The 22,726-nt window shown below is 55.5% G+C and carries 22 protein-coding genes; 14 read left to right on the forward strand and 8 right to left on the reverse strand.

The genetic code is table 11. The features are described from left to right. Positions 1-40: 40 nt before the first annotated feature. Positions 41-2,455 carry a maltodextrin phosphorylase gene (malP, locus tag DXU84_RS17945; protein WP_013573571.1) on the forward strand — a complete coding sequence of 805 codons (2,415 nt, stop codon included), beginning with the start codon at positions 41-43 and terminating at the stop codon, positions 2,453-2,455. Positions 2,456-2,463: 8 nt separating this feature from the next. Next, positions 2,464-4,539 carry a 4-alpha-glucanotransferase gene (gene malQ, locus DXU84_RS17950; protein WP_153376416.1) on the forward strand — a complete coding sequence of 692 codons (2,076 nt, stop codon included), beginning with the start codon at positions 2,464-2,466 and terminating at the stop codon, positions 4,537-4,539. Between the two features lie 53 nt (positions 4,540-4,592). Here the strand turns inward: malQ and nfuA are convergent, their stop codons facing one another. Together nfuA and gntX are read right to left on the reverse strand one after the other, a co-directional pair. Then, positions 4,593-5,168, reverse strand: a complete 576-nt coding sequence (nfuA, locus tag DXU84_RS17955) for a Fe-S biogenesis protein NfuA (protein WP_013573573.1) — start codon at positions 5,166-5,168, stop codon at positions 4,593-4,595. Positions 5,169-5,265: 97 nt separating this feature from the next. Continuing rightward, positions 5,266-5,955 carry a DNA utilization protein GntX gene (gene gntX / locus DXU84_RS17960; RefSeq protein WP_013573574.1) on the reverse strand — a complete coding sequence of 230 codons (690 nt, stop codon included), beginning with the start codon at positions 5,953-5,955 and terminating at the stop codon, positions 5,266-5,268. 46 nt (positions 5,956-6,001) lie between these two features. Between gntX and bioH the strand changes: the two genes are divergently transcribed. The 12 genes from bioH (at position 6,002) to DXU84_RS18020 (ending at position 15,443) form a co-directional block, all read left to right on the forward strand. Beyond that, the gene (gene bioH, locus DXU84_RS17965; RefSeq protein ID WP_013573575.1) at positions 6,002-6,784 is read left to right on the forward strand and encodes a pimeloyl-ACP methyl ester esterase BioH; all 783 of its coding nucleotides are present in this window, start codon (positions 6,002-6,004) and stop codon (positions 6,782-6,784) included. A gap of 220 nt (positions 6,785-7,004) precedes the next feature. Continuing rightward, a complete protein-coding gene (locus DXU84_RS17970) occupies positions 7,005-7,274 on the forward strand; it encodes a YdgH/BhsA/McbA-like domain containing protein (protein ID WP_014333504.1) in 270 nt (89 codons plus the stop codon). Positions 7,275-7,581: 307 nt separating this feature from the next. Further along, the gene (gene mdcA, locus DXU84_RS17975; protein WP_153376418.1) at positions 7,582-9,243 is read left to right on the forward strand and encodes a malonate decarboxylase subunit alpha; all 1,662 of its coding nucleotides are present in this window, start codon (positions 7,582-7,584) and stop codon (positions 9,241-9,243) included. Between the two features lie 5 nt (positions 9,244-9,248). Further along, on the forward strand, positions 9,249-10,106 hold the full coding sequence (locus DXU84_RS17980) for a triphosphoribosyl-dephospho-CoA synthase (RefSeq protein WP_037033698.1): 858 nt from the start codon (positions 9,249-9,251) through the stop codon (positions 10,104-10,106). A 40-nt stretch (positions 10,107-10,146) separates the two neighbouring features. Further along, entirely contained in the window at positions 10,147-10,449 is a 303-nt protein-coding gene (locus DXU84_RS17985; protein WP_013573579.1) for a malonate decarboxylase subunit delta, read from the forward strand. Beyond that, positions 10,439-11,281 (forward strand): biotin-independent malonate decarboxylase subunit beta, encoded by an 843-nt coding sequence (locus DXU84_RS17990; protein ID WP_153376420.1) that lies wholly within the window; start codon positions 10,439-10,441, stop codon positions 11,279-11,281. Before DXU84_RS17985 ends, DXU84_RS17990 begins: the two co-directional genes overlap by 11 nt. Further along, positions 11,278-12,093 carry a biotin-independent malonate decarboxylase subunit gamma gene (gene mdcE / locus DXU84_RS17995; protein ID WP_153376422.1) on the forward strand — a complete coding sequence of 272 codons (816 nt, stop codon included), beginning with the start codon at positions 11,278-11,280 and terminating at the stop codon, positions 12,091-12,093. Before DXU84_RS17990 ends, mdcE begins: the two co-directional genes overlap by 4 nt. Positions 12,094-12,283: 190 nt before the next feature. After that, positions 12,284-13,246: an AEC family transporter gene (locus DXU84_RS18000; protein ID WP_013573582.1), complete on the forward strand. Its 963-nt coding sequence runs from the start codon at positions 12,284-12,286 to the stop codon at positions 13,244-13,246. 17 nt (positions 13,247-13,263) lie between these two features. Then, a complete protein-coding gene (locus tag DXU84_RS18005; RefSeq protein ID WP_153376424.1) occupies positions 13,264-13,890 on the forward strand; it encodes a malonate decarboxylase holo-ACP synthase in 627 nt (208 codons plus the stop codon). A gap of 27 nt (positions 13,891-13,917) precedes the next feature. Then, complete coding sequence (gene mdcH / locus DXU84_RS18010; RefSeq protein ID WP_013573584.1) at positions 13,918-14,853, forward strand: malonate decarboxylase subunit epsilon; 936 nt, start codon at positions 13,918-13,920, stop codon at positions 14,851-14,853. 100 nt (positions 14,854-14,953) lie between these two features. Beyond that, positions 14,954-15,193, forward strand: coding sequence for a DUF4160 domain-containing protein (locus tag DXU84_RS18015; RefSeq protein ID WP_013573585.1), 240 nt, complete (start codon positions 14,954-14,956; stop codon positions 15,191-15,193). Next, positions 15,177-15,443 carry a DUF2442 domain-containing protein gene (locus tag DXU84_RS18020; RefSeq protein WP_013573586.1) on the forward strand — a complete coding sequence of 89 codons (267 nt, stop codon included), beginning with the start codon at positions 15,177-15,179 and terminating at the stop codon, positions 15,441-15,443. The genes DXU84_RS18015 and DXU84_RS18020 overlap by 17 nt, the downstream gene beginning before the upstream one ends. On the opposite strand, the gene DXU84_RS18025 is transcribed toward DXU84_RS18020, so the two are convergent. The 6 genes from DXU84_RS18025 to greB all read right to left on the reverse strand — a co-directional run bounded on the left by DXU84_RS18025 (position 15,423) and on the right by greB (position 22,603). After that, positions 15,423-16,343, reverse strand: coding sequence for a LysR family transcriptional regulator (locus DXU84_RS18025; RefSeq protein WP_013573587.1), 921 nt, complete (start codon positions 16,341-16,343; stop codon positions 15,423-15,425). The two genes, DXU84_RS18020 and DXU84_RS18025, sit on opposite strands and share 21 nt — an antisense overlap. A gap of 68 nt (positions 16,344-16,411) precedes the next feature. Then, the gene (locus DXU84_RS18030) at positions 16,412-16,651 is read right to left on the reverse strand and encodes a FeoC-like transcriptional regulator (protein WP_013573588.1); all 240 of its coding nucleotides are present in this window, start codon (positions 16,649-16,651) and stop codon (positions 16,412-16,414) included. Positions 16,652-16,659: 8 nt separating this feature from the next. Continuing rightward, positions 16,660-18,978 (reverse strand): Fe(2+) transporter permease subunit FeoB, encoded by a 2,319-nt coding sequence (gene feoB, locus DXU84_RS18035; RefSeq protein WP_013573589.1) that lies wholly within the window; start codon positions 18,976-18,978, stop codon positions 16,660-16,662. Positions 18,979-19,064: 86 nt separating this feature from the next. Further along, a complete protein-coding gene (feoA, locus tag DXU84_RS18040; RefSeq protein WP_153376426.1) occupies positions 19,065-19,289 on the reverse strand; it encodes a ferrous iron transporter A in 225 nt (74 codons plus the stop codon). A 398-nt stretch (positions 19,290-19,687) separates the two neighbouring features. Beyond that, positions 19,688-22,018: a Tex family protein gene (locus tag DXU84_RS18045; protein WP_153376428.1), complete on the reverse strand. Its 2,331-nt coding sequence runs from the start codon at positions 22,016-22,018 to the stop codon at positions 19,688-19,690. 111 nt (positions 22,019-22,129) lie between these two features. Continuing rightward, a complete protein-coding gene (gene greB / locus DXU84_RS18050; protein ID WP_013573592.1) occupies positions 22,130-22,603 on the reverse strand; it encodes a transcription elongation factor GreB in 474 nt (157 codons plus the stop codon). Between the last annotated feature and the right edge of the window lie 123 nt (positions 22,604-22,726).

A 22,726-nucleotide genomic window follows, 5' to 3' on the forward strand; every position in this document is an offset into this window, starting at 1 on the left:
GGAAGCATTCCGTCCCCTCAGACTGAAAAGAGACTGCCCTATGTCGAAGATCACGTTCAAGCAGGATGTTTTTTTGGCGGCGCTCACCCGCCAGTGGCAAGCGTTCGGACTCACTTCAGCTTCAGATATGACCCGGCACCAGTGGTGGCATGCGGTCAGCGCCGCCGTCGCGGAACAAATTCCCCCGCAAAATGAGCCGGTCAGCAGTAAAAGCAAAAAAGTCATCCGCCACGTTAACTATATCTCGATGGAATTTCTGGTCGGGCGTCTCACCGGTAACAACCTGATTAATCTCGGCTGGTACGAAAAAATTGCCGCTGCGCTGGAACAGTTTGATATCAACCTGACCGACCTGCTGGAAGAAGAAATTGATCCGGCGCTGGGCAATGGCGGGCTGGGACGGCTGGCGGCCTGTTATCTCGATGCGATGGCTTCCGTCGGGCAGCCCGGCATCGGTTACGGCCTGAATTATCAGTACGGTTTATTCCGCCAGCGTTTTGTTGACGGCAAACAGAAAGAGTCGCCGGACGACTGGCACCGCAGCGAATATCCGTGGTTCCGCCACAACAGTTCGCTGGCGGTCAGCGTCGGTATTGGCGGTAAAATCGTGAAAAATGAGCAGGGCGTTTCACGCTGGGAGCCGGAATTTACCCTGCGTGGCGAAGCCTGGGATTTACCGGTAATGGGTTACCGCAACGGTATCACGCAACCGCTGCGCTTATGGGAAGCCACGCATCCGCACCCGTTTGATCTCGAAAAGTTTAATGACGGCGAGTTTCTGAAAGCCGAACAACAGGGTATCGACGCCGCCAAACTCACCAAAGTGTTGTATCCGAACGACAACCATCAGGCCGGTAAACGCCTGCGCCTGATGCAGCAGTATTTTCAGTGCGCCTGCTCGGTGGCCGATATCCTGCGGCGTCATCATTTCCTTGGCCGCAAAATCAGCGAACTGCCGGATTATGAAGTCATCCAGCTCAACGATACGCACCCGACCATCGCTATTCCTGAAATGCTGCGCGTGCTGCTCGACGAGCATCAGTTGAGCTGGGATGACGCGTGGCACATCACCAGCCGCACCTTCGCGTACACCAACCACACGTTAATGCCGGAAGCGCTGGAAACCTGGGACGAGCGACTGGTGCGCAGCCTGTTGCCGCGTCATTTCCAGATCATTAAACAGATCAACGCCAACTTTAAGAAACGGGTCAGCAAAGAATGGCCGGGTGATGAGGCGGTCTGGGCGAAACTTGCCGTGCATCACGACAAACAGGTGCGTATGGCGAACCTCTGCGTGGTCGCGGGTTTTGCGGTTAACGGCGTGGCGGCGCTGCATTCCGATCTGGTGGTCAAAGATCTGTTCCCGGAGTATCACCAGTTGTGGCCGGAAAAATTCCATAACGTGACTAACGGCATCACGCCGCGCCGCTGGCTTAAACAATGTAATCCGGCGCTGTCGGCACTGATTGATGAACGGCTGAAAACCGACAGTTGGGTCAATAATCTGGACCTGCTGAAAGGTCTGGAAGACGGCGTTAAAGACAAAAAATTCTGCAAACAGTACCGCAAAATCAAACACGATAACAAAGTGCGGCTGGCGGAATACGTCTGGCAGCGCATGGGGATCCGGCTTAATCCTGACGCGATTTTCGATGTACAGATTAAACGCCTGCATGAATACAAACGTCAGCATCTCAATCTGCTGCATATTCTTTCCCTGTACCGCCAGATCCGCGATAACCCGAAACTCGACATCGTGCCGCGTGTTTTCCTGTTCGGCGCCAAAGCCGCGCCCGGTTATTACCTCGCCAAAAATATTATTTATGCGATCAATCAGGTGGCGGAGAAGATCAACAACGATCCGATCGTCGCCGATCGTCTCAAAGTGGTGTTCATTCCCGATTATTGTGTGTCGGTGGCAGAACTGATGATCCCGGCGGCGGATGTGTCGGAGCAGATTTCTACCGCCGGGAAAGAGGCTTCCGGTACCGGCAATATGAAACTGGCGCTGAACGGTGCACTGACCGTCGGCACGCTGGATGGTGCCAACGTCGAAATTGCCGAACAAGTCGGCGAGGACAACATCTTTATCTTTGGACTGACCGTTGATGAAGTCAAAGCGCAGCTGAAAAAAGGCTACAAGCCGAAAGCGCTGGTGAAAAAGGACAAACATCTCAAAGCCATTCTCGACGAACTGGCCAGCGGTTTTTATGCCAGTGGTGACAAAAAGGCCTTCGATCTGATGCTCAACAGTCTGCTCGATGGCGGTGATCCGTATCTGGTGCTGGCGGATTTTGCCACCTATTGCGAGGCGCAAAAACAGGTCGATGCGCTTTACCGTAATGCCGATGAATGGACCCGCCGTACCTTGCTCAACACGGCCCGTGTAGGCATGTTCAGCGCTGACCGTTCCATCCGCGATTATCAGCAGCGCATCTGGCAGGCCAAACGATAGGAGCCAACATGGAGGACAAGCAACTCGCTGAGGCCGCGCGCCGGGCAGGCATTGTAGACAGTTTCATTAATATGACGGATGACGTGGAAACGGTGTCAGATGACACGCGCGTCGCCTTGCTGGCGGCGATGGGGCGTGATCCGGCTGACGTGCCGGAAATCACGCCCGTGCCGCCGGTCAAAGTGTTTACACAAGGCAAAAAAGTGTGGCTCACGCCGGAAGGCAGTGGCGCATTTCAATGGCAACTGACGCAGGAAAATGGCAGCCAGACGCAGGGCGAAATCCTGACAGGCAACGTGTTGAACCTCGGGGCTGCGCTGCCTGCCGGCTATCACCAGTTGACGTTATCGCAAAATGATAACGTCTGGCCTTGCCGGATCATCGTCGCGCCGCCGCGCTGTTATGAGCCGGAGGCATTGCTGGCAGGGGAAAAACTGTGGGGCGCGACGGTTCAGCTTTACACGCTGCGCTCGGAGAATAACTGGGGCGCAGGCGACTTCGGTGACCTGAAAAAAATGGTCGAAGAAGTTGGGAAACGCGGCGGGGCGTTCGTCGGGCTGAATCCGATACACGCGCTCTATCCGGCGAATCCGCAAAGTGCCAGCCCTTACAGTCCGTCGTCCCGCCGCTGGCTGAATCTGACCTACATTGATGTGAATGCCGTGGAGGAGTTTACCGCCAGTCGCGAGGCGCAAGACTGGTGGCATTCCACAGAGACGCACGAGGCGTTACTGCAGGCACGCAGCACGGAGTTTGTCGATTATCCGCTGGTGATGGCGCTGAAATCGGCGGCGCTCAAACTGGCCTGGCCGCTGTTTTGCGAGTTGCCGGAAGACAGCCCGCGTAAGCAGGATTTTCGCCGTTTCGTCGCACTTGGTGGCGACAGCCTGCGACAGCAGGCGTTGTTCGACGCACTGCATACGCATCTGCGCGATCTGGATTTAGGCCAGTGGGGCTGGCCGGTATGGCCGGAAGTCTATCGTGATGCGAAAAGTGCACAAGTGCGGGAATTCAGCGAGCGTTACGCCGGTGAAATTGAATTTTATCAGTGGCAGCAATGGCTGGCGCAGATGCAGTTTTCCGCATGTTATCAGCGCAGTGTTGAGCTGAAGATGCCGATCGGCGTGTATCGTGATCTGGCGGTTGGCGTAGCGCAAGGCGGCGCGGAAACCTGGTCCGATCCGGCGCTGTATTGCCTGAATGCCACCATCGGTGCGCCGCCAGATATTCTCGGCCCGCAGGGACAAAACTGGGGGCTTCCGCCCATTGATCCACACGAAATGAAAGCCCGTGCCTATCAGCCGTTCATAGATTTGCTGCGTGCAAACATGGCGGAATGCGGTGCGCTGCGTATCGATCACGTCATGGGGTTGCTGCGTTTGTGGTGGATACCCGCCGAACAGGAGGCGGGCAGCGGCGCGTATGTCCGTTATCCGCTGGAGGATTTACTCGGTGTGCTGGCTTTGGAAAGTCAGCGGCATCAGTGCATGGTGATTGGTGAAGATCTCGGTACCGTGCCGAAAGAAATCCTCGCCAGCCTGCGTGACAGCGGGGTGTATTCCTACAAAGTGTTGTATTTCGAGCACGATAAACACTTCCTTTACCGGCCGCCGGAAGATTATGTTTCACAAGCGATGGCAACGGTCACCACCCATGATTTACCGACGTTGCGGGGCTACTGGGAAGGGGGCGATTTAACGCTCGGAGCGTCGCTGGGCGTTTATCCTGATCCGCAGGTGCTGGAAAAACTGCGCGGGGAACGTGAACGTAGCAAGCAGGGGCTTCTTAATGCGCTGCATCTGACACAGTGTGTGCCGAAATCGATCAGCCGCAGTGCTGAAAACATGCCGATGACGCCGCTGCTGAACCTGGGTTTGCAACGTTATCTGGCGGGCAGCGCCAGCGCGTTGCTGGGTTTGCAACCGGAAGACTGGCTGGACATGGATTTGCCGGTGAATGTGCCGGGCACCAATACCGAATACCCCAACTGGCGGCGCAAACTGACGCGAACCCTGGAGGACATGTTTGCTGATGATCATATCGATGCGCTGCTCAGTGATTTAAACCAGCGCAGGCAGGCATAAAAAAAGCACCCAACGGAAGGGTGCTTTTTATGTTCTGGCTGATCAGCAGGTGATCAGTAGAAGGAGTGTTCGCCGCGCTGGTGCTCGGTCAGGTCGCGCACGCCTTTCAGCTCAGGGAAGTTTTGCAGCAGTTCTTTCTCGATGCCGTCTTTCAGGGTGACATCAATCATCGAACAGCCGTTGCAACCGCCGCCGAATTGTAGGATAGCGATGCCGTCGTCGGTGATTTCCATCAGGGAAACACGACCACCGTGGCTGGCTAACTGCGGGTTAATCTGCGACTGCAACTGATATTCAACACGTTCCATCAGCGGCGCATCGTCAGAGACTTTACGCATTTTGGCGTTCGGGGCTTTCAGCGTGAGCTGGGAACCGAGCTGATCGGTGACGAAGTCGATCACGGCGTCTTGCAGATAAGGCGCGCTTAATTCATCAATGAAAGCAGACAGTTTCTCGAACTTGAGTTCGGTATCCGTCGCTTCTACGGCGTCAGGTGGGCAATAGGAGACACCGCATTCTGCGGTTGGCGTACCGGGATTGATCACGAATACGCGGATTTGGGTGCCTTCTTCCTGGCTTGCCAGCAATTTGGCAAAGTGCTCTTGGGCAGCATCGGTAATAAGGATCATAACATTCGCTCAATAGTTGACTACTCTAGTTGGTTATAATACGCCCTTTGTTTTTACCCGTCACCCTTCACGTTGCCAGTGTGTTAGCAGCACGTGCTTACGCCTGTAAAGTCCGGCAAATACAGGCAATTTGCAGCGAAGCAACGCCCTGATTACGCAGAATCTTGCTGATTTCCCTGACAGTACTGCCGGTCGTGACCACATCATCGAGCAACATCACGTGCTTATCGCGCAGGCTGGCATGGCAGGTGAAGGCTTTGCGCAGATTCCACTTTCTCTCGTGCTCGGTCAGACTTTGCTGCGGCGGCGTGCGCCGGTTGCGGCTCAGGGCATCGGGCAGATATTGGCAATGCAGCCAGCGTGCCAGCGGCTTCGCGAGCAATTCACTCTGATTATACCCGCGCGAGAAATAGCGCTTCTGATGCAGCGGCACGCTGAGAAGCACGTCGGGTCTGGGCAGATTGCTCATCCGGTAGCGTTCCTGCCAGCGCAGAAAAAGTAAACGGGCAAGTGTGGTGTCGAGTTCCGGTTGCCTGGAGAATTTGAACCGCAGAACCAGCCCGCTCACCGGCATTTCATAAGGGCTGGCGAAGATCATCGCGTCCCACGGTGGGGGTTTTAACAAACAACGTCCGCAATCGGCATGGCCCCCGGAAGAGGGCAATCCGCAGCGCAGGCAGCAGGGCGGTGCGACCGGCAGATGTTTCATGCACAAACTGCAAATGCCCTGAACCGGGAGATGCAGCGGACACTGGCATAGCCAACAGCGGCTGGCAATTGTTAGCATAGCGGCGGGTTCCTTTTGCCAATCAGACAGACACGGACAATACGCTATGAATACGCTTTACCGGGAGACTATCGGCGAAGGAGATCGCCATCTTGTGCTGCTTCACGGATGGGGGCTGAATGCCGAAGTGTGGCGTTACACGGCAGAGCGACTTGCGCCGCAATTTTGTCTGCATCTGATTGATCTGCCGGGCTATGGCCGCAGTGAGGGTTTCGGGGCGATGACGCTGGAAGAGATGGCGGAAACCGTGCTTGCCGCAATGCCGGAGAAAAGCGCATTACTTGGCTGGTCGCTGGGCGGCCTGGTGGCCAGCCAGATAGCCCTGAGTGCGCCGCAGCGCGTGGAAAAACTGATTACCGTGGCATCATCGCCCTGTTTTGCAGCCCATGAAAACTGGCCGGGGATCCGCCCGGACGTATTACAGGGTTTTCAGCATCAGTTAAGTGAAGATTTCCAGCGCACGGTTGAGCGTTTTCTGGCGCTGCAGACGCTGGGCAGCGACAGCGCCCGTCAGGATGCGCGGCTGCTTAAATCGATCGTTCTGAATCTGCCGATGCCGCCGGTGGCCGTGCTCAATGGCGGGCTGGAGATTTTACGCAACGTGGATTTGCGCCAGCCGGTGACGCAACTGACCTTGCCAGTCCTGCGTATTTACGGTGCGCTCGACGGGCTGGTACCGAGAAAAATGGTGCCGCTGATGGATGCGATTCTGCCCGATTCCTGTTCGGAAGTCGTTGAAAAGGCTGCACATGCGCCGTTTATCTCCCACCCTGATAGGTTTTGTGAACTTGTCGAGCGTTTCCTGATTGCAGACTGCAAGCCAATGTAAATATTTTTTTCAATTTTCTGGCTAATTCTCAAGGGTGACTAATACTTAAGCCGATGATGACGGGGTGAAAGGTGGGCGTAAGTTGTTACGCGAGCCTGTTTGCGTCTCTGGGGAGTTTACTGGCGTTTAACCATGAAGGTCATGCCAGCGCAGATACACCCGCTGTTCATATCCTGACTGCTTTCTTTGAGAACTATTCATCCAATTTAGAGGTAATGTCATGAAATCAAACAAAATTATCGTTGCGGCAATTCTGACAGGGTTATTCTCACTCAACGCGATGGCGGCAGAGATGATCTCGAAAGAAGAAGCCAAAGATAAGGGTTACACCAGTCTGGGCGTGGTCACGACCAGCAATGAATACACTGCGCCAATGGATGCGAAAGAAGAATTGTCCAAACTGGCTGATGAAAAGGGCGGCAAATACTATGTGGTGATTGCGGCTCAGGAGAAGAAGAAAATCACCGCAACGGCTGAAGTCTTCAAATAATCGCTTTTATGCTGCTCTGAACCCCGGGATGCCTTTGTGCATCCCTTTTTTATTCCCGTTTTCTGTGCGCTCCTTCTCTTTCTTTGTTCTGTATCAATTTGTTTTTAAAGAAATACGTCAGATCGTTACTCTCAGCGTAACGAAGTGTCCGGACGCTTAATTGATGCAATATTCTTCGCTGCTTACACTTAGCAGGCTATCAAAACAGGTCAAATGTGATGCAACCGCCACTTGACTGAACTTCCCGATGCCTCTTGTTTCATCACGCCGGGAAAGATTCAGCAAGCTCAACCCAGGGAGGTTTGGCATGCCGCAACATCCGCAGACCACGAAAGTGTGGGACACCCGCCGCAATGAAAAACAACGGCGTATCGACAGTGTCCGTTCCGTGGCAGAGGGTAAAGTTTTACCCACAGATAAAATTATCCCCATCCTCGAAACGCTGATTGCCTCCGGCGACCGCGTGGTGATGGAGGGTAACAACCAAAAACAAGCTGACTTCCTTTCCCGATCACTGGCGAAAGTGAATCCTGAAAAGCTGCATGATTTACATATGATCATGCCGAGCGTCAGCCGCGCTGAACATCTGGATCTCTTTGAACGTGGCATCGCCCGTAAGCTCGATTTTGCGTTCTCCGGTCCGCAAAGCCTGCGCATCGCGCAGTTGCTGGAAGACGGTCAGATGGAAATCGGTGCGATCCACACCTATATCGAACTGTATTCCCGTCTTTACGTCGATCTGGTGCCGAACATCGCACTGATCGCCTGTTTCAAAGCTGACCGCAAAGGCAATCTGTATACCGGCGCAAGCACCGAAGACACCCCGGCGCTGGTCGAAGCCGCAGCCTTCAAAAACGGTATCGTAATTGCGCAGGTGAATGAACTTGTTGAAGAAGACACCGATCTGCCGCGCGTCGATATTCCGGGCGACTGGATCGATTTCGTGGTCGTCGCCGACAAGCCATTCTTCATCGAACCGCTGTTCACCCGTGACCCGCGCCTGATCAAACCGGTTCACGTGCTGATGGCCATGATGGCCATTAAAGGCATCTACGCCAAACACAACGTGCAGTCGCTCAACCACGGTATCGGTTTTAACACCGCCGCTATCGAACTGCTGCTGCCCACTTACGGCGAACAGCTCGGCCTGCGTGGCAAAATCTGTAAACACTGGACACTGAACCCGCATCCGACGCTGATCCCGGCGATTGAAAGCGGCTGGGTGGAAACCGTTCACTGCTTCGGCGGCGAAATGGGGATGGAAGAATATATCCGCGCCCGTCCTGACGTGTTCTTCACCGGCTCCGACGGTTCTATGCGCTCCAACCGTGCGTTCTGCCAGATGGCAGGCCAGTACGCGGTAGATATGTTCATCGGTTCGACCTTGCAGGTTGACGGGCTGGCGAACTCGTCAACCGTGACCCGCGGTCGTCTGGCCGGTTTCGGGGGCGCGCCTAACATGGGGCATGATCCGCACGGTCGCCGTCACTCCACGCCAGCCTGGCTCGACATGATTGAAGAGCCGGACCCGATGGCACGCGGTAAAAAACTGGTCGTACAGATGGTGGAAACCTTCCAGGCCGGGGGCAAACCGACATTCGTTGAGAAACTCGAAGCCGTCGATGTGGGTAAAGAATCCGGTATGCCGCTGGCGCCGGTGATGATTTACGGCGACGACGTGACCCACGTGCTGACCGAAGAAGGTATCGCCTATCTTTACCGCGCCCGTTCTCTCGAAGAACGCCGTGCGATGGTGGCGGCAGTTGCCGGTATCACTGACATCGGTCTGGGCGTTGACGCCAAACGCGTCGCCGACCTGCGTCGTCAGGAACTGGTGGTCTTCCCGGAAGATATGGGCATCCGCCGCACCGACGCCACCCGTTCATTACTGGCGGCGGGCAGCGTGAGCGAGCTGGTTGACTGGTCCGGCGGCTTGTATAACCCGCCAGCCAAATTCCGTAGCTGGTGATCACTATGCCGCAGACTTTAACGACTGGCGCTCTGCTCACAGCGGAAGAACTGGCCGAAAGGCTGGCAGAAACGGCGACGCAGGCGCTGATCGACGAAGCGCGGCTTAGCCCGAAACCGGGGCTGGTAGACAGCCGGAGTGCCGGTGCCCATCAGGATTTAAGTTTAGATCTGATGGTGCGTTCGGCGCGCAGCCTGACGTCCACGTTCTATTTGCTGGCTTTACACAGCTGGCAGCGCCCGGCGGATATCGCCCTGCGTCAGGAAGTGGGCCGTTTAGGTCGTGCTGGCGAAGCGCAGATGATGGCGGAAACCGGCGGCGTGAATACTCACCGGGGCGCTATCTGGGCGATGGGGTTGCTGGTCAGCGCCGTTGCCATGCAGCCGGAAAGTTTACTGCCGCTGCATATTGCGCAGCGCGCCGCGAAAATTGCGGTGTTGCCCGATGCTTTCAGCCCGAAAAAATTCAGTAAAGGTTCGCACGCCGTGCAGCGTTATCAGGTGCCGGGTGCACGCGAAGAGGCACAAAGCGGTTTCCCGCACATTATCGGTTGTGCACTGCCGCAGCTTCATCACAGCCGGGCACACGGCGCCAGCGAAAGCGAAGCGCAGGTCGATGCCTTACTGGCGGTGATGTCCACACTGGCCGACACCTGCGTGCTGTCACGCGGTGGCTTACCGGCGCTGGAAGCCATGCATCAGGGCGCGCAGGCCGTGCTGGAAGCCGGTGGCACCAGCACGATGGCGGGCAAACAACGGTTGCGCCATCTCGAACACCGGATGCTGGCGGACAACACATCGCCCGGCGGTGCCGCTGATTTACTGGCTGCGACGCTGTTTCTTGACCGCGTCAGCGTGGTCTGAACCGGATACGCATTAACTAACATCAGTACAAAGAGGTGTTATGGAACGTTTTGAATTTAACTACCCGGCGGCAAAACCGCTGGCAGGCCGTGCCGAAGCAGGCGTGGTAGGTTCCGGCGATTTAGAAGCGCTGTATGAACCAAAAACAGTCAATGAACTGAACATTATCGTCACCACCTCGGTCGACGGCAGCCATACCTTATGGCAGAACTTTTTTAACCGTCTGAGCGCGCTGCGTGAATTACCGGCCGGTCGTCTCGACATCAATGATTTTGGCGCCACACCCGGGGTTGCCCGTCTGCGTATCGAACAGGTCTTTGAGGAGGCAGAAAATGCCAACTGATACTGATCAGAGCTTTATCGAACTGAGCGCCCGTCAGCGCGCCCGCAAATTGCTGGACGACGGCACTTTCCGCGAACTGCTCGGGCCGTTCGAACGCATTATGTCACCGTGGCTGGAACCGCAGGGCATCGTGCCACAGGCCGATGACGGCATGGTCGTCGCCAAAGGTCAGATTAACGGCCAGCCTGCTGTCGTTGTGGCGATTGAAGGCAGCTTCCAGGGCGGCAGCATGGGCGAAGTGTCCGGTGCCAAAATGGCCGCTGCGCTGGAAATGGCTGCAGAAGATAACCGTAACGGCATCCCGACGCAGGCCGTTCTGCTGCTGGAAACCGGCGGTGTGCGTTTGCAGGAAGCCAATCTGGGTCTTGCCGCTATCGCCGATATTCACGCCGCCATTGTTGATTTGCGCCGCTATACGCCGGTGATCGGCGTCGTTGCCGGTACTGTTGGTTGCTTTGGCGGGATGTCGATTGCCGCCGCGCTGTGCAGCTATCTGATTGTCACCCGTGAAGCCCGTCTGGGACTGAACGGTCCGCAGGTTATCGAACAGGAAGCCGGTATCGATGAATACGATTCCCGCGACCGTCCGTTTATCTGGAGCATGACCGGTGGCGAAGTGCGTTATCACAGCGGGTTTGTTGATGCGCTGGTGAAAGATTCCCTGAATGAAGTGAAAGACAGCGTGCTGGCCTTTATTAAAGCGGGCGTACCTGCGACACATCGTTCTGATAATTATGATTATTACCTGCCAAAACTGACCGGTTTTGACACCGCGCAGCAGGCCAGCCGTGAAGTGACGGAAGCCTTGTTTAACCGGGAGGATCGCGCATGAGCAACGTAGCAAATAATGCAGCCAGCCGGGGTGATTACTGGTTCGCTGAACTGACCAAAGACGCCACTCCGGTAACCGGTCTTTGCCCTTCCGTGAAAGCGGCTGACGGCAAAATGAATGACCAGCCGGTACGTTTCATCGCCGTGGTGCCGGACAAAAATAACCAGTATCCGCGTGCAGCGTGCGGCGAAGTCGGTTTGCTCGAAGGCTGGAATCTGGCAAAAGTCGTTAACGACGTGATTGACGCCGACGCGGATGCCAGCACCAAACGCGCCATCGTGGCGGTCATCGACGTACCAAGTCAGGCTTATGGTCGCCGCGAAGAAGCATTCGGTATCCATCAGGCGCTGGCCGGTGCCGCAGGCGCTTACGCCAAAGCGCGTCTGGCCGGGCATCCGGTGGTCGGGCTGATTGTCGGTAAAGCGATGTCCGGTGCGTTTCTGGCGCACGGTTATCAGGCTAACAAACTGATCGCCTTCAAAAACAACGGCGTGATGATCCACGCGATGGGTAAAGAATCCGCCGCACGTATCACCTTACGTTCTGTGGATGCGCTGGAAAAACTGGCTGCCACCATTCCGCCGATGGCTTACGACATCGAAAACTACGCCACGCTGGGCCTGCTGTCGCAATTACTCGACATCGCTGATCCGGATAAGGCCACACCCGACGACATCAGCAACGTGCAAAACGTTGTCTGGCAAAACATCCAGGACGCACGCAAAGAAGGCGTTAGCCTCAGCAACCGTCTGGGTGCAGAAAACCGCGCAAGTTCGCAGCGCGTTCGCCAGCAGATGCGCCAGGAATGGTAATTCGTTAACAACTTTCAGTCTCAACCGGTAACGCACCTGCAAACAGCGTGACGCAGCCGCATTGCGGGTTCCCGCCCTGACATACCGTCCGGGCGAGGGCCTGCTGTTGTCTGCAACTGGACTGTCATACTAAAAAAACCATCGCACCGGCGCCGACTGAGCAATCATTTTTTGCCTCAGGAAAAACGCTATGACTTACGTAATATTGCACGCGCTTGCCCCTATTTTCGTCATCATGATCCTCGGTTTTTACGCCGGGAAAGCGAAAATGGTGGATAACCAGAATGTCTCTTTACTGAATATTTTCGTGATGGATTTTGCTTTACCTGCTGCGCTGTTTGCAGCCACCGTACAAACCCCGTGGGCGGGCATTGTGGAACAGTCACCGCTGATTCTGGTGCTGGTTCTGGCGATGTGGATAACCTACGCAGCGATTTACTTTATTTGCACCAAAGTCTTCAAAAAGTCTGCGCAGGACGCGGCGGTGCTGACGCTGACTGTCGCACTGCCGAACTATGCGGCACTGGGTTTGCCTATTCTGGGCAGCGTGCTGGGTGATGCGCCGTCAACATCACTGTCCGTCGCGGTATCTATCGCCTGCGGTTCCGTGCTGATGACGCCGTTCTGTCTGCTGATCCTTGAACGTGAAAAAGCGCGTCTCAGTGGTGAAAATCAGGGATCTTCCCTGGCATTACTGCCGGTTCTGATGTGGCGTTCAGTGAAAAAACCGATCGTCTGGGCACCATTGCTGGGCGTGATCCTGTCAGCGATTGGCATTAAAATGCCGGAAATTTTCCTGGCTTCGATCAAGCCGCTGGGGTTGTCAGCGACCGCATCTGCGCTGTTCCTGACCGGTGTGATCCTGTCAGCCCGTAAACTGAAAATTAACGGTCCGGTGTTGTTGTCTTGTGTGGCGAAAAACCTGATCCAGCCGTTCATCGCCTGGGGTCTGGTTCTGGCATTTGGCCTGAGCGGTCAGGTTGCTGTGACCGCAATACTGATGATTGCGCTGTCTGCCGGTTTCTTCGGTATCGTGTTCGGTAACCGTTTCGGTGTGCAGTCCCCGGATGCAGAAGCATCACTGCTGATCAGTTCCGTATTGTGTATCGTGACTTTGCCGCTGTTTATCTCACTGACCGCTGCATTGCATTGATTTAAGAAGGATTGAATATGTGTGACCCGCGTGCCCATGATTTTGTCTGGATAAGCGACCGTTCAGCGCTGCAAAGCGACACAACCTTACCCGAATGGGTAAACACCGGCTGGCGCACTGCGCTGCCGCTGGTAGTGCGTCGCGATAAGCGTGCTGACGGTGCGGTTCCGGTGGGTATTCGCGGGCTGACCCGTATTCAGCGAGCCGCGGCCTGGATTGACCCGGCGGCGGTGGTGCGGGTCGTCACGCCCGAATCACTGGTCAGCGACGTCAACGCACTTTTGCACTCGCCGTTTGTGTCTCAGCAACCGGTGCAGGCGCTGATCACGTTATGCAGTCTGCAACTGCCTTTCGCGTGGGGCGTGACGGGCAGTTGCGCCTACGCGCTGGTCAGTGACCTCCCGGTGATGCATGCCGACAGCGATCTCGATTTACTGGTCCGTTGCGACACATCGGCAGAACCTTCTCAGTTTTCCGATTTTTACGACCAGCTTCAGCGGCTTCCCTGCCGCGCCGATGTTCAGATCAATACGCCGCAGGGGGGATTTGCCCTCAGCGAATGGTTGCGTGGCGGTGACATCATGCTGAAAACGGCGTCCGGCCCGTTGCTGGTGCGTGACCCGTGGCAATCGCCGGCAGGCTAAGGCCCGCAAAAAGAAGCAAGGAGCACGATGAAAATCTTATTTACCTTCCCCGGGCAAGGGCCGCAGGTGCCGCAAATGCTGCATCGCCTGCCGGATAACCCGCTCACGCATTCCCTCATCGAACAGGCCAGCCTCGCGCTGGATGAAGACGTTCTGCTGCTCGACAGCGCCGATGCTCTGCGTTCCACCCGCGCGGTACAACTGTGTTTACTGATTGCCGGTGTGGTCTGGGCGAAACAATGTCAGGCCGAAGGAATCGAAGCCGATTTTTGCAGCGGGCTGTCGATTGGCGCGTTTCCGGCGGCGGTGATTGCCGGTGCGCTCGACTATTGCGATGCTGTACGTCTGGTCGCGCTGCGCGGTGAGCTGATGCAACAGGCTTATCCGCAGGGCTTTGGCCTCTCGGCGATCACCGGTCTGCGTCAGATGCAGGTTGAAGATCTGGTGGCGCAGGTCAACAGTGCAGAATCGCCGGTATATCTGGCGAATATTAACGCGGAAGATCAACTGGTGATTGCCGGCAGCGATGCCGCGATGGCGCAGGTGATGCAACTCGCTAAAGCGCAGGGCGCACAGAAAACCCATCAGCTGGCGGTCAGTGTGCCGTCACACTGTGCGCTGCTTGATCAGCCTGCGGCGAAACTGGTTGAGGCGTTTAAACAGATTCATATTTCCCGCCCGATCAGCGGTTATCTCAGCGGAACAACCGGGCGTGTGTACTGGCAACCGGAAAAAATCGCTGACGACCTGGCGATGAACATGGCCCGTACTGTCAACTGGCGTGACGCCATGGTTGCCGCGTATCAGCGCGATGTGCGACTGGCAATTGAAATGCCGCCGGGCGCGGTGCTGAGCGGCCTGACACGCCGCGCGATGGAGCAGGGCGAAGCGCTGTCGTTATGCCAGTCGGGTATGCAGGTTGCGCGACGTCTCGCAACACGGTTACGGCAAAACGAACGCTGATTAAAGGCGTGATAGGTTGGTGATGCTACGGAATAAAAGCCTTTCCTGAGTGAAAGGTTTTTTGTTTTTATCGGACTGTTTATACAGGGAAGTCACCGCCATGCCAGTGATACTACGCTTTAAAAATTACCGTTTTTTCTTCTATTCCAATGAAGGAAATCCTCTTGAACCGCATCATATTCATGTAAGATCTGGTCAGAAAGAAGCCAAACTATGGCTTTCACCTGTTGCCCTATGTCGCCAGACAGGTTCTTCTGCCAAAGAGATCAGGGAAATTATAACGTTAACTAACGTTTATCAGACACTATTTCAAGGAGCATGGAATGAATATTTCGCCTAAAAGTGTTCGTTTTGATGAAAGTACAATGTGGGTGACTCTTGAAGATGGCCAGATCCTGACAGTGCCGCTGGCGCAATTTCCTGTTCTGCTGAACGCAACACCCGCACAGCGTCAGGATTGCGAAACCAGTGCTTATGGTTTGCATTGGGATGCTCTGGATGAAGATATTTCCATTGAGGGCTTAATCGTGGGAAAGCCGATCGCTAAACCGGCGACCCATACGAATGCGTCAGCGCTTTCTGCTCGCTAGCGCATACATCCGGCTTTCAGCGGCGAGGGCGAGCAGATTCGGGTCGTGCTCGCGGCTGTGCGGAAAGACCAGCGAAATGGTCTGGCGCATCTGGTAGGCTTCGGCCAGTGGCAGTAATTTTACCGTATTCTCATACACGCCTTTCATCCTGCCGGGAATCAGTGTGTAACCGACACCCGCCTGCACCAGACTCAGCATCGAGAAAATATCATTCACCCGCGTCACGATATCCGGTTCGAAACCGGCGACCTGGAAGGCTTCCTGAAAGCCGTGATAGGTGGCGAACCCTTCAGCCAGCGACACGAATTTCTTCTGTTTGTAATCGCGTAAATCCGCTGTGCCTTCTGAAATCAGTTCTGCGCTGGCCGGTGCGGCGAGGAAGATATCGTCCTGAAACAGCGGCAACTGATCGTAACGCTGGGCATCGACATTGGAATCACTGGTCGAAATCAGGATGGCATCCAGCTGACCGTCTTCCAGCTTGTGCAGTAAATCATTGTTGGACCCCATCACCAGTTCCAGTTCAAGCTCCGGACGGCGCAGTTTCAGCCCCATGATCAGGCGCGGAATGGTTTCCAGCGTCAGCGAATATAACGTGCCGACTTTCAGCCGCTTATCGCCAAAACCGGCGGCGCGCCGGGTCGCCAGGATACCGTGTTCCATTTGCTCGATGACCTGCGTCGCGTGCTCCAGCAGCGCTTCAGCCGCAGGCAGCGGCAGCAGATTGCGGCCACGATGGATAAACAGCGGGCAACGTAAACCTTCTTCCAGTGAATGCAGGGCGCGATGCACGCTGACGCTGCTCAGACCGAGTTGTTCAGCAGTACGCGTGATGTTTTGCTTTTCCATATAAGCGAGGAAGATTTCGAGTTTACGGAAGGTGATTTCACTGTCGATCATGCAGGCTCCTGCGGGCGTAAACGAGGAGTGATGATAGCCGCGACGCGGCTATCAGGAAAGGCTTTGAATCAGTGTCGGGTGAGCTGATAGCTCACCGTGAGGCATTTCTTGCCGTCGGCGCAGCTTTTACAACTGCCGCTCAGACAACTGTCATCAGCTTCGACCACTTCTGCTTTGCGCATGGCGACCAGCCGTTCAAGCATCGCCTGCACCAGCGGTTGTGGTGCATTAAGCTGATGGCTGAGCTGGCGGGCATCTGCCCGCCCGGCCAGTGCGAGACTGTCGCGAACCTGAATCAGACTGGTCATCTCATCTCCTAATGGCAATCGCTGCCGGTAGCGGGTTTACAACAGGCCGCCACATTGCGCGGTTGCAGATGAACGCTGACCCGGCTGCGGGCTTTGCGCAGGGCGGTTAAGACGAGGGCATTGAAGATCAGTACGATCAGGATAATGCCCGCGCTGTGTGCCGGATGCGTGCTGAACGTTGCCGCCTGATAGAACAGGGTTGCCAGTGAGTACGCCACGTTCAGCCCCCAGAAGATCGAGAACGTCATCCAGCTACGGCTGGTTTCACGGGCAATCGCCCCCATCACCGAGACGCAAGGCACGTAAAGCAATACAAAGATCAGGTAGCTGTAAGCCGAAATCGCCGAACCAAATTTGGTGCTCATGACGCCCATTGAGCTGACGCCCATTTCACCGTCGCCTTTGCTGGCTTCGATCGGGTTCGACAGCACGCTGATGCTGAAGGTATCTTTCAGACCCTGCCAGGTTTCTTTCACCGCGCCGCCCAGTTCATCGAACAGGTTGAAGCTGGCTGCATCGAAGGCTTCATTGGTGATGTGTTCGGCGGTATATAGCGTGTTCAGCGTACCGACCACCACCTCTTTTGCCATCGCACCGGTGACCAGACCCACGGTCGCCTGCCAGTTGTCAGGATGTACGCCCATCGGCGAGAGCACCGGTGTCAGCACTTTACTGACTGACGCCAGCGCCGAGTCATTGATGTTATCCACCGCCTTGCCGCTGAACGAGAAACTGTTCAGTGCGCCGATGAAAATACTGGCAATCACGATTACCTTACCGGCGCGCAGTACGAAACCTTTCAGACGTTGCCACGTTTGCAGCAGCAGGCTTTTCAGGTGCGGAACGTGATACACCGGCAGTTCCATCACAAACGGCGAGGCTTCGCCGCGCATGATGGTGTATTTCAGCAGCAGTCCGGTCAGGATAGCGACCACGATGCCCAACAGATACAGCGAGAACACCACGGATGCGCCGTCCTGCCCGAAAAAGGCCGCAGAGAACACCGCAAAAATCGCCAGACGTGCGCCGCATGACATGAACGGCGCCATCATCACGGTGATCAGCCTTTCACGCGGCGCATCCAGCGTGCGGGCACCCATAATAGACGGCACGTTACAGCCGAAACCGACAATCAGTGGCACGAAGGATTTACCCGGCAGGCCGAGCGACTGCATCAGCCTGTCCATGACGAACGCAGCACGCGCCATATAACCGGAGTCTTCAAGGAACGACAGGAACAGATACATCATGCCGATTTGTGGCACCAGAGGCAGCACGGTATTGATACCGCCACCCAGCCCCTGTGCCAGAAAAATGGTCAGCCATTGCGGGAAATGCAGGGTAAAGCCAATCCACTGCGTACCCTGAATGAAAATCGCGGCGGAGCCGATATCGAAAATCGGCTGCAGCGCACCACCGATGTTGATGGCCAGCACGAACATCAGATACATCACCAGCAGGAAAATCGGTACGCCCAGAAAGCGGTTGAGGATCACGCGATCGAGCACCTGCGTCAGTTTATTCGGCGCCGTAAGGTGGGAGTTGCTGATCTCTGCGCAAAGCGCCGCGATGCTCTGATAACGCGCATCGGCGATCAGCAGTGCCGGATCGTCCAGTTTCTGCTCAGCCAGCCGGGCTCTCACCTGCGGCAATAATGCCTGTGCGTTGCCTGCGTGCGTCTGGCTATAAATATCCCCTTCAAGAATTTGCAGTGCCAGCCAGCGGCGTTGTTGCAGCGCCATGGCTGGCGGCATTTCGGCGGCCAAGACATCGACTTCCTGTTGTAAAACCGGATGATATTGCACACGTTCCAGCACAGCCACTTGTGGCAATTCGTCGATGGCGGCTTTCAGTTCTTTGATGCCGCTGGCACGGGTAGAAACCAGCGCCACCACCGGGCAACCCAGACGAGCAGACAGCGCAGGGATATCAATATTGATGTTCTGTATTTTGGCGATATCCAGCATGTTCAGCGCCACGATGCATGGCACGCCCAGTTCCAGCAGTTGCAGTGTCAGGTATAAATTGCGCTCGAGGTTTGAGGCATCGACGACGTTGATCATCAGATCCGCGTCGCCGCTCAGAATGTAATGGCAGGCAATTTGTTCATCGAGCGAAGTTTGCTCGGAAATGGTGGTCAGGGAATAGGTGCCCGGTAAATCCACCAGCGTAATCTGGTGCGCTGCGGTGGCAAACTGACCTTCTTTGCGCTCGACGGTCACGCCTGCCCAGTTACCGACACGCTGGCGTGAACCGGTTAACTGATTGAAAAGCGTGGTCTTACCTGAGTTTGGGTTACCAATCAGGCCGATCGTTAATGGTTTCATTCGATAAAATCTACGTGTCAGAAAAGGTAAACATGCAAGCCCGGGGCCGCCGCGAAAAATGAACTGTCAAAGGCCTGATGTTGGGATCAGGCCATCATCTCGAGCTGGAGGAGATCGAGGTCTTTTCTGCGGACGACGAGGCTGGTACGGCGGGTTTCGATTTGTACCGGATCACCCATGGGCGCAACGCGGATAATGTTGAAAAATGACCCCGGTAACATCCCGAGTGACAACAGTTTCTGCCGGTAAGCCGGGCTGATTTCGTGTGAAAAGCCGGTAATTTTATAAGCACATTTTGATTGAAGTTGCATAGTTCCTCGCGAAGCATTCAGGCATTTTGGGGGCAGCGTGACAAAGGTTACGCCGCGCTTCCGTGCCCGGTGATCTCACTTAACTGCGAAATATTGCTCAGAAATTGTCCATGGTGCGAAATTGTCAGCCTGTGGCTGACGGCGTATTGAATACGCAAAGAAGTACAAACGAGAATAGTTATCATAATTAGTACGCGTATAGAGACAAAAGAAAAGAGGGGGAGCCTCTTCACGGGAATCTCCACCGCGTCGCTATCGTATGCCTGCCGGATGGCCGATTTATTGATTTACCTCAGTGATTGATTCATTAAGACAGAGTTTAAAAAGTGTCGAAAAAAGATACATAAAAAAAGCCGCTGGATATCAGCGGCTTTGGTGTGGCGGGGAAAAACGAAGAATTAACGTTTTTTGCCGAGCGCGGCGGCCAGAGCATCGGCCATCGCGTTATTGCCTGCTGGCGCGGCATTGCGGCCCGACGGTTTGTTTGGCGCGTGGCGTTTCTGATTGTCTCGTGAATCTGACGCTGGCGTGGAAGAACGGCGCGCGGGTGCTTCGCCCGGTTGCTCGTCCAGTCGCATGGTCAGCGCGATACGTTTGCGTTGCAGATCGACTTCCATCACTTTGACTTTGACGATGTCGCCTGCTTTCACCACTGTGTGGGGATCTTCGACGAATTTGTTCGCCAGTGACGAGATGTGAACCAGGCCGTCCTGATGGACACCAATATCGACGAACGCACCAAAGTTGGTGACGTTAGTGACAGAGCCTTCGAGGATCATGCCCGGCATCAGGTCGTTCATGGTTTCAACGCCCTCGGCAAAGGTCGCGGTTTTAAACTCTGGACGCGGATCGTGCCCCGGTTTTTCCAGCTCTTTGATAATGTCGGTGACCGTCGGCACACCGAACTGCTCATCGGTGAATTCGCTGGCTTTCAGGCCACGCAGCACATTGGAATCGCCCATCAGTTCTTTCAGCGCCAGCTGTGTCGCCGCCAGAATGCGTTCCACTACCGGATAGGTTTCCGGGTGAACTGTCGAGGCATCAAGCGGGTTGTCGCCGTGGTTGATACGCAGGAAGCCCGCGCATTGCTCAAAGGCTTTTGGCCCCAGACGGCTGACTTTCAGCAACTGTTCGCGGTTACGGAACTGACCGTTTTCGTCGCGCCAGTTAACGATATTCTGCGCCATCATGCGTGTCAGACCGGCCACGCGGGTCAGCAGGGGAACGGATGCGGTATTGAGATCAACACCCACGGCGTTCACGCAGTCTTCGACCACGGTATCGAGTTTTTTCGCCAGCTGAGACTGGCTGACGTCGTGCTGATACTGACCAACACCGATGGATTTCGGGTCGATTTTCACCAGCTCCGCCAGCGGATCCTGTAATCGACGGGCGATAGAGACTGCGCCGCGAATAGAAACATCCAGATCCGGGAATTCCAGCGCCGCCAGTTCGGAGGCAGAATACACCGATGCACCAGCTTCACTGACAATCACTTTCTGCGCTTTTACCGCCGGGAACTGTTTTTGCAGCTCAAGGAAGAAACGCTCGGTCTCGCGGGATGCGGTGCCATTACCGATCGCCACCAGTTCGACATTGTGTTTGATACACAGCGCGGCAACCTGTTGTGCGGCTTTTGCTGCCTGACCGGTATGGGGATAAACCGTATCGATATCCACCAGTTTGCCGGTGTTATCCACAACGGCGACTTTTACACCGGTACGTAAACCCGGATCGAGACCCATAGTGGCGCGCATACCGGCGGGGGCGGCCATCAGCAAATCGTGCATGTTGCGGGCAAAAACGTTGATCGCTTCATCTTCGGCGCGTTCGCGCACGGTGCCCATCAGCTCGGTTTCGAGGTGCAGCAGCACTTTGATACGCCATGTCCAGTTGACCACGGCACGACGCCAGACGTCAGCAGGCGCGTTGTTCAGGCGCAGGCCCAGATGGTCGACGATCAGTTGTTCGGCATAGCTTTCTTTTGGCGGCTCGTCATGCTGCGGATCGGCATTCAGCGCCAGTTGTAAGATACCTTCGTTGCGGCCGCGGAACATCGCCAGCGCGCGGTGCGAAGGCACCTGAGAAATCGGTTCGTGATGGTCGAAATAGTCGCGGAATTTCGCGCCTTCCTGCTCTTTACCTTCCACCATCCGGGACGTCAGATGGGCGTTTTTCCACAGGTAATCGCGGACTTTCGCCAGCAGCGCGGCATCTTCTGCAAAGCGTTCCATCAGAATGTAACGTGCGCCATCAAGGGCAGCTTTGGTGTCGGCCACGCCTTTATCGGCATCAATGAATTTTGCGGCAGCAGCGTCCGGCTCGTTTTGTGGCTCGTTCCACAGCAATTCGGCCAGCGGCTCCAGACCGGCTTCGATAGCGATTTGTCCGCGCGTGCGGCGCTTGGGTTTGAACGGCAGGTAAAGGTCTTCCAGCTCGGTTTTGCTCAGCGTGGTATTAATGGCTTTTGCCAGGTCGTCGCTGAGTTTGCCCTGTTCTTCGATAGATTTGAGGATGGTCTGGCGACGATCTTCCAGCTCCCGCAGATAACCCAGACGGGTGTCCAACTGACGCAGTTGGGTATCGTCCAACCCACCGGTGACTTCCTTACGATACCGCGCAATAAACGGCACGGTATTACCTTCATCCAGCAGACGCACCACGGAAGCAACCTGCTCCGGGCGAACCTGCAATTCACTTGCGATAATGCGGCTCAGTTGATCATTCATAGGTCTGATATCAGTTTTTTTCGTTTAAAAAGCAGGGCACAGTTATACGGTTTGAAGACATAAAATGCCAGTCATCAGGCTGTCCGCCTGCGTGTTTTGAGAGTTAGCTGATCATTTCCCGTAGTCAATCTCATTGACGTACCAGGTCGCGTCGCCAACCGGCGTGGTGACCACCAGACTGTCGCCGACTTCTTTTTTCAACAGCGCGCGCGCCATCGGCGAGTCGATAGAAATGTAGTCTTTGCGGCCAAAAATTTCGTCATATCCGACAATGCGGAAACGCTTGATGTCGCCGTCGTCATTTTCGACTTCCACCCAGGCACCAAAGAACACTTTGCCGTCCTGTTGCGGTGAATAATCGACGATGCGCAGCTGTTCCATGCATTTGGTCAGATAGCGGATGCGGCGGTCGATTTCACGCAGCCGTTTCTTATTGTACTGGTAATCGGCATTTTCACTGCGGTCGCCCAGGCTTGCAGCCCAGGTGACCTTTTTGGTCACTTCGGGGCGTTCATCGCGCCACAGGAAATCCAGTTCAGTTTTGAGCTTGTCGTAGCCTTCACGGGTAATCAGTTTCGTCTTCATGTCACCTGTCGCTTTGCGCAAAATCCTCGCGCTATTGTTTCACACAATCGTGTCGCTGGCAGCGCAGAAATCAGCCGGAAATCCCCGGTTGCTGCTACGCTTTATCTGATGGCTTTTTAGGCG

The organism is Rahnella sp. RcJ3 (genome assembly GCF_009498575.1).
Classification (GTDB): domain Bacteria; phylum Pseudomonadota; class Gammaproteobacteria; order Enterobacterales; family Enterobacteriaceae; genus Rahnella; species Rahnella aceris.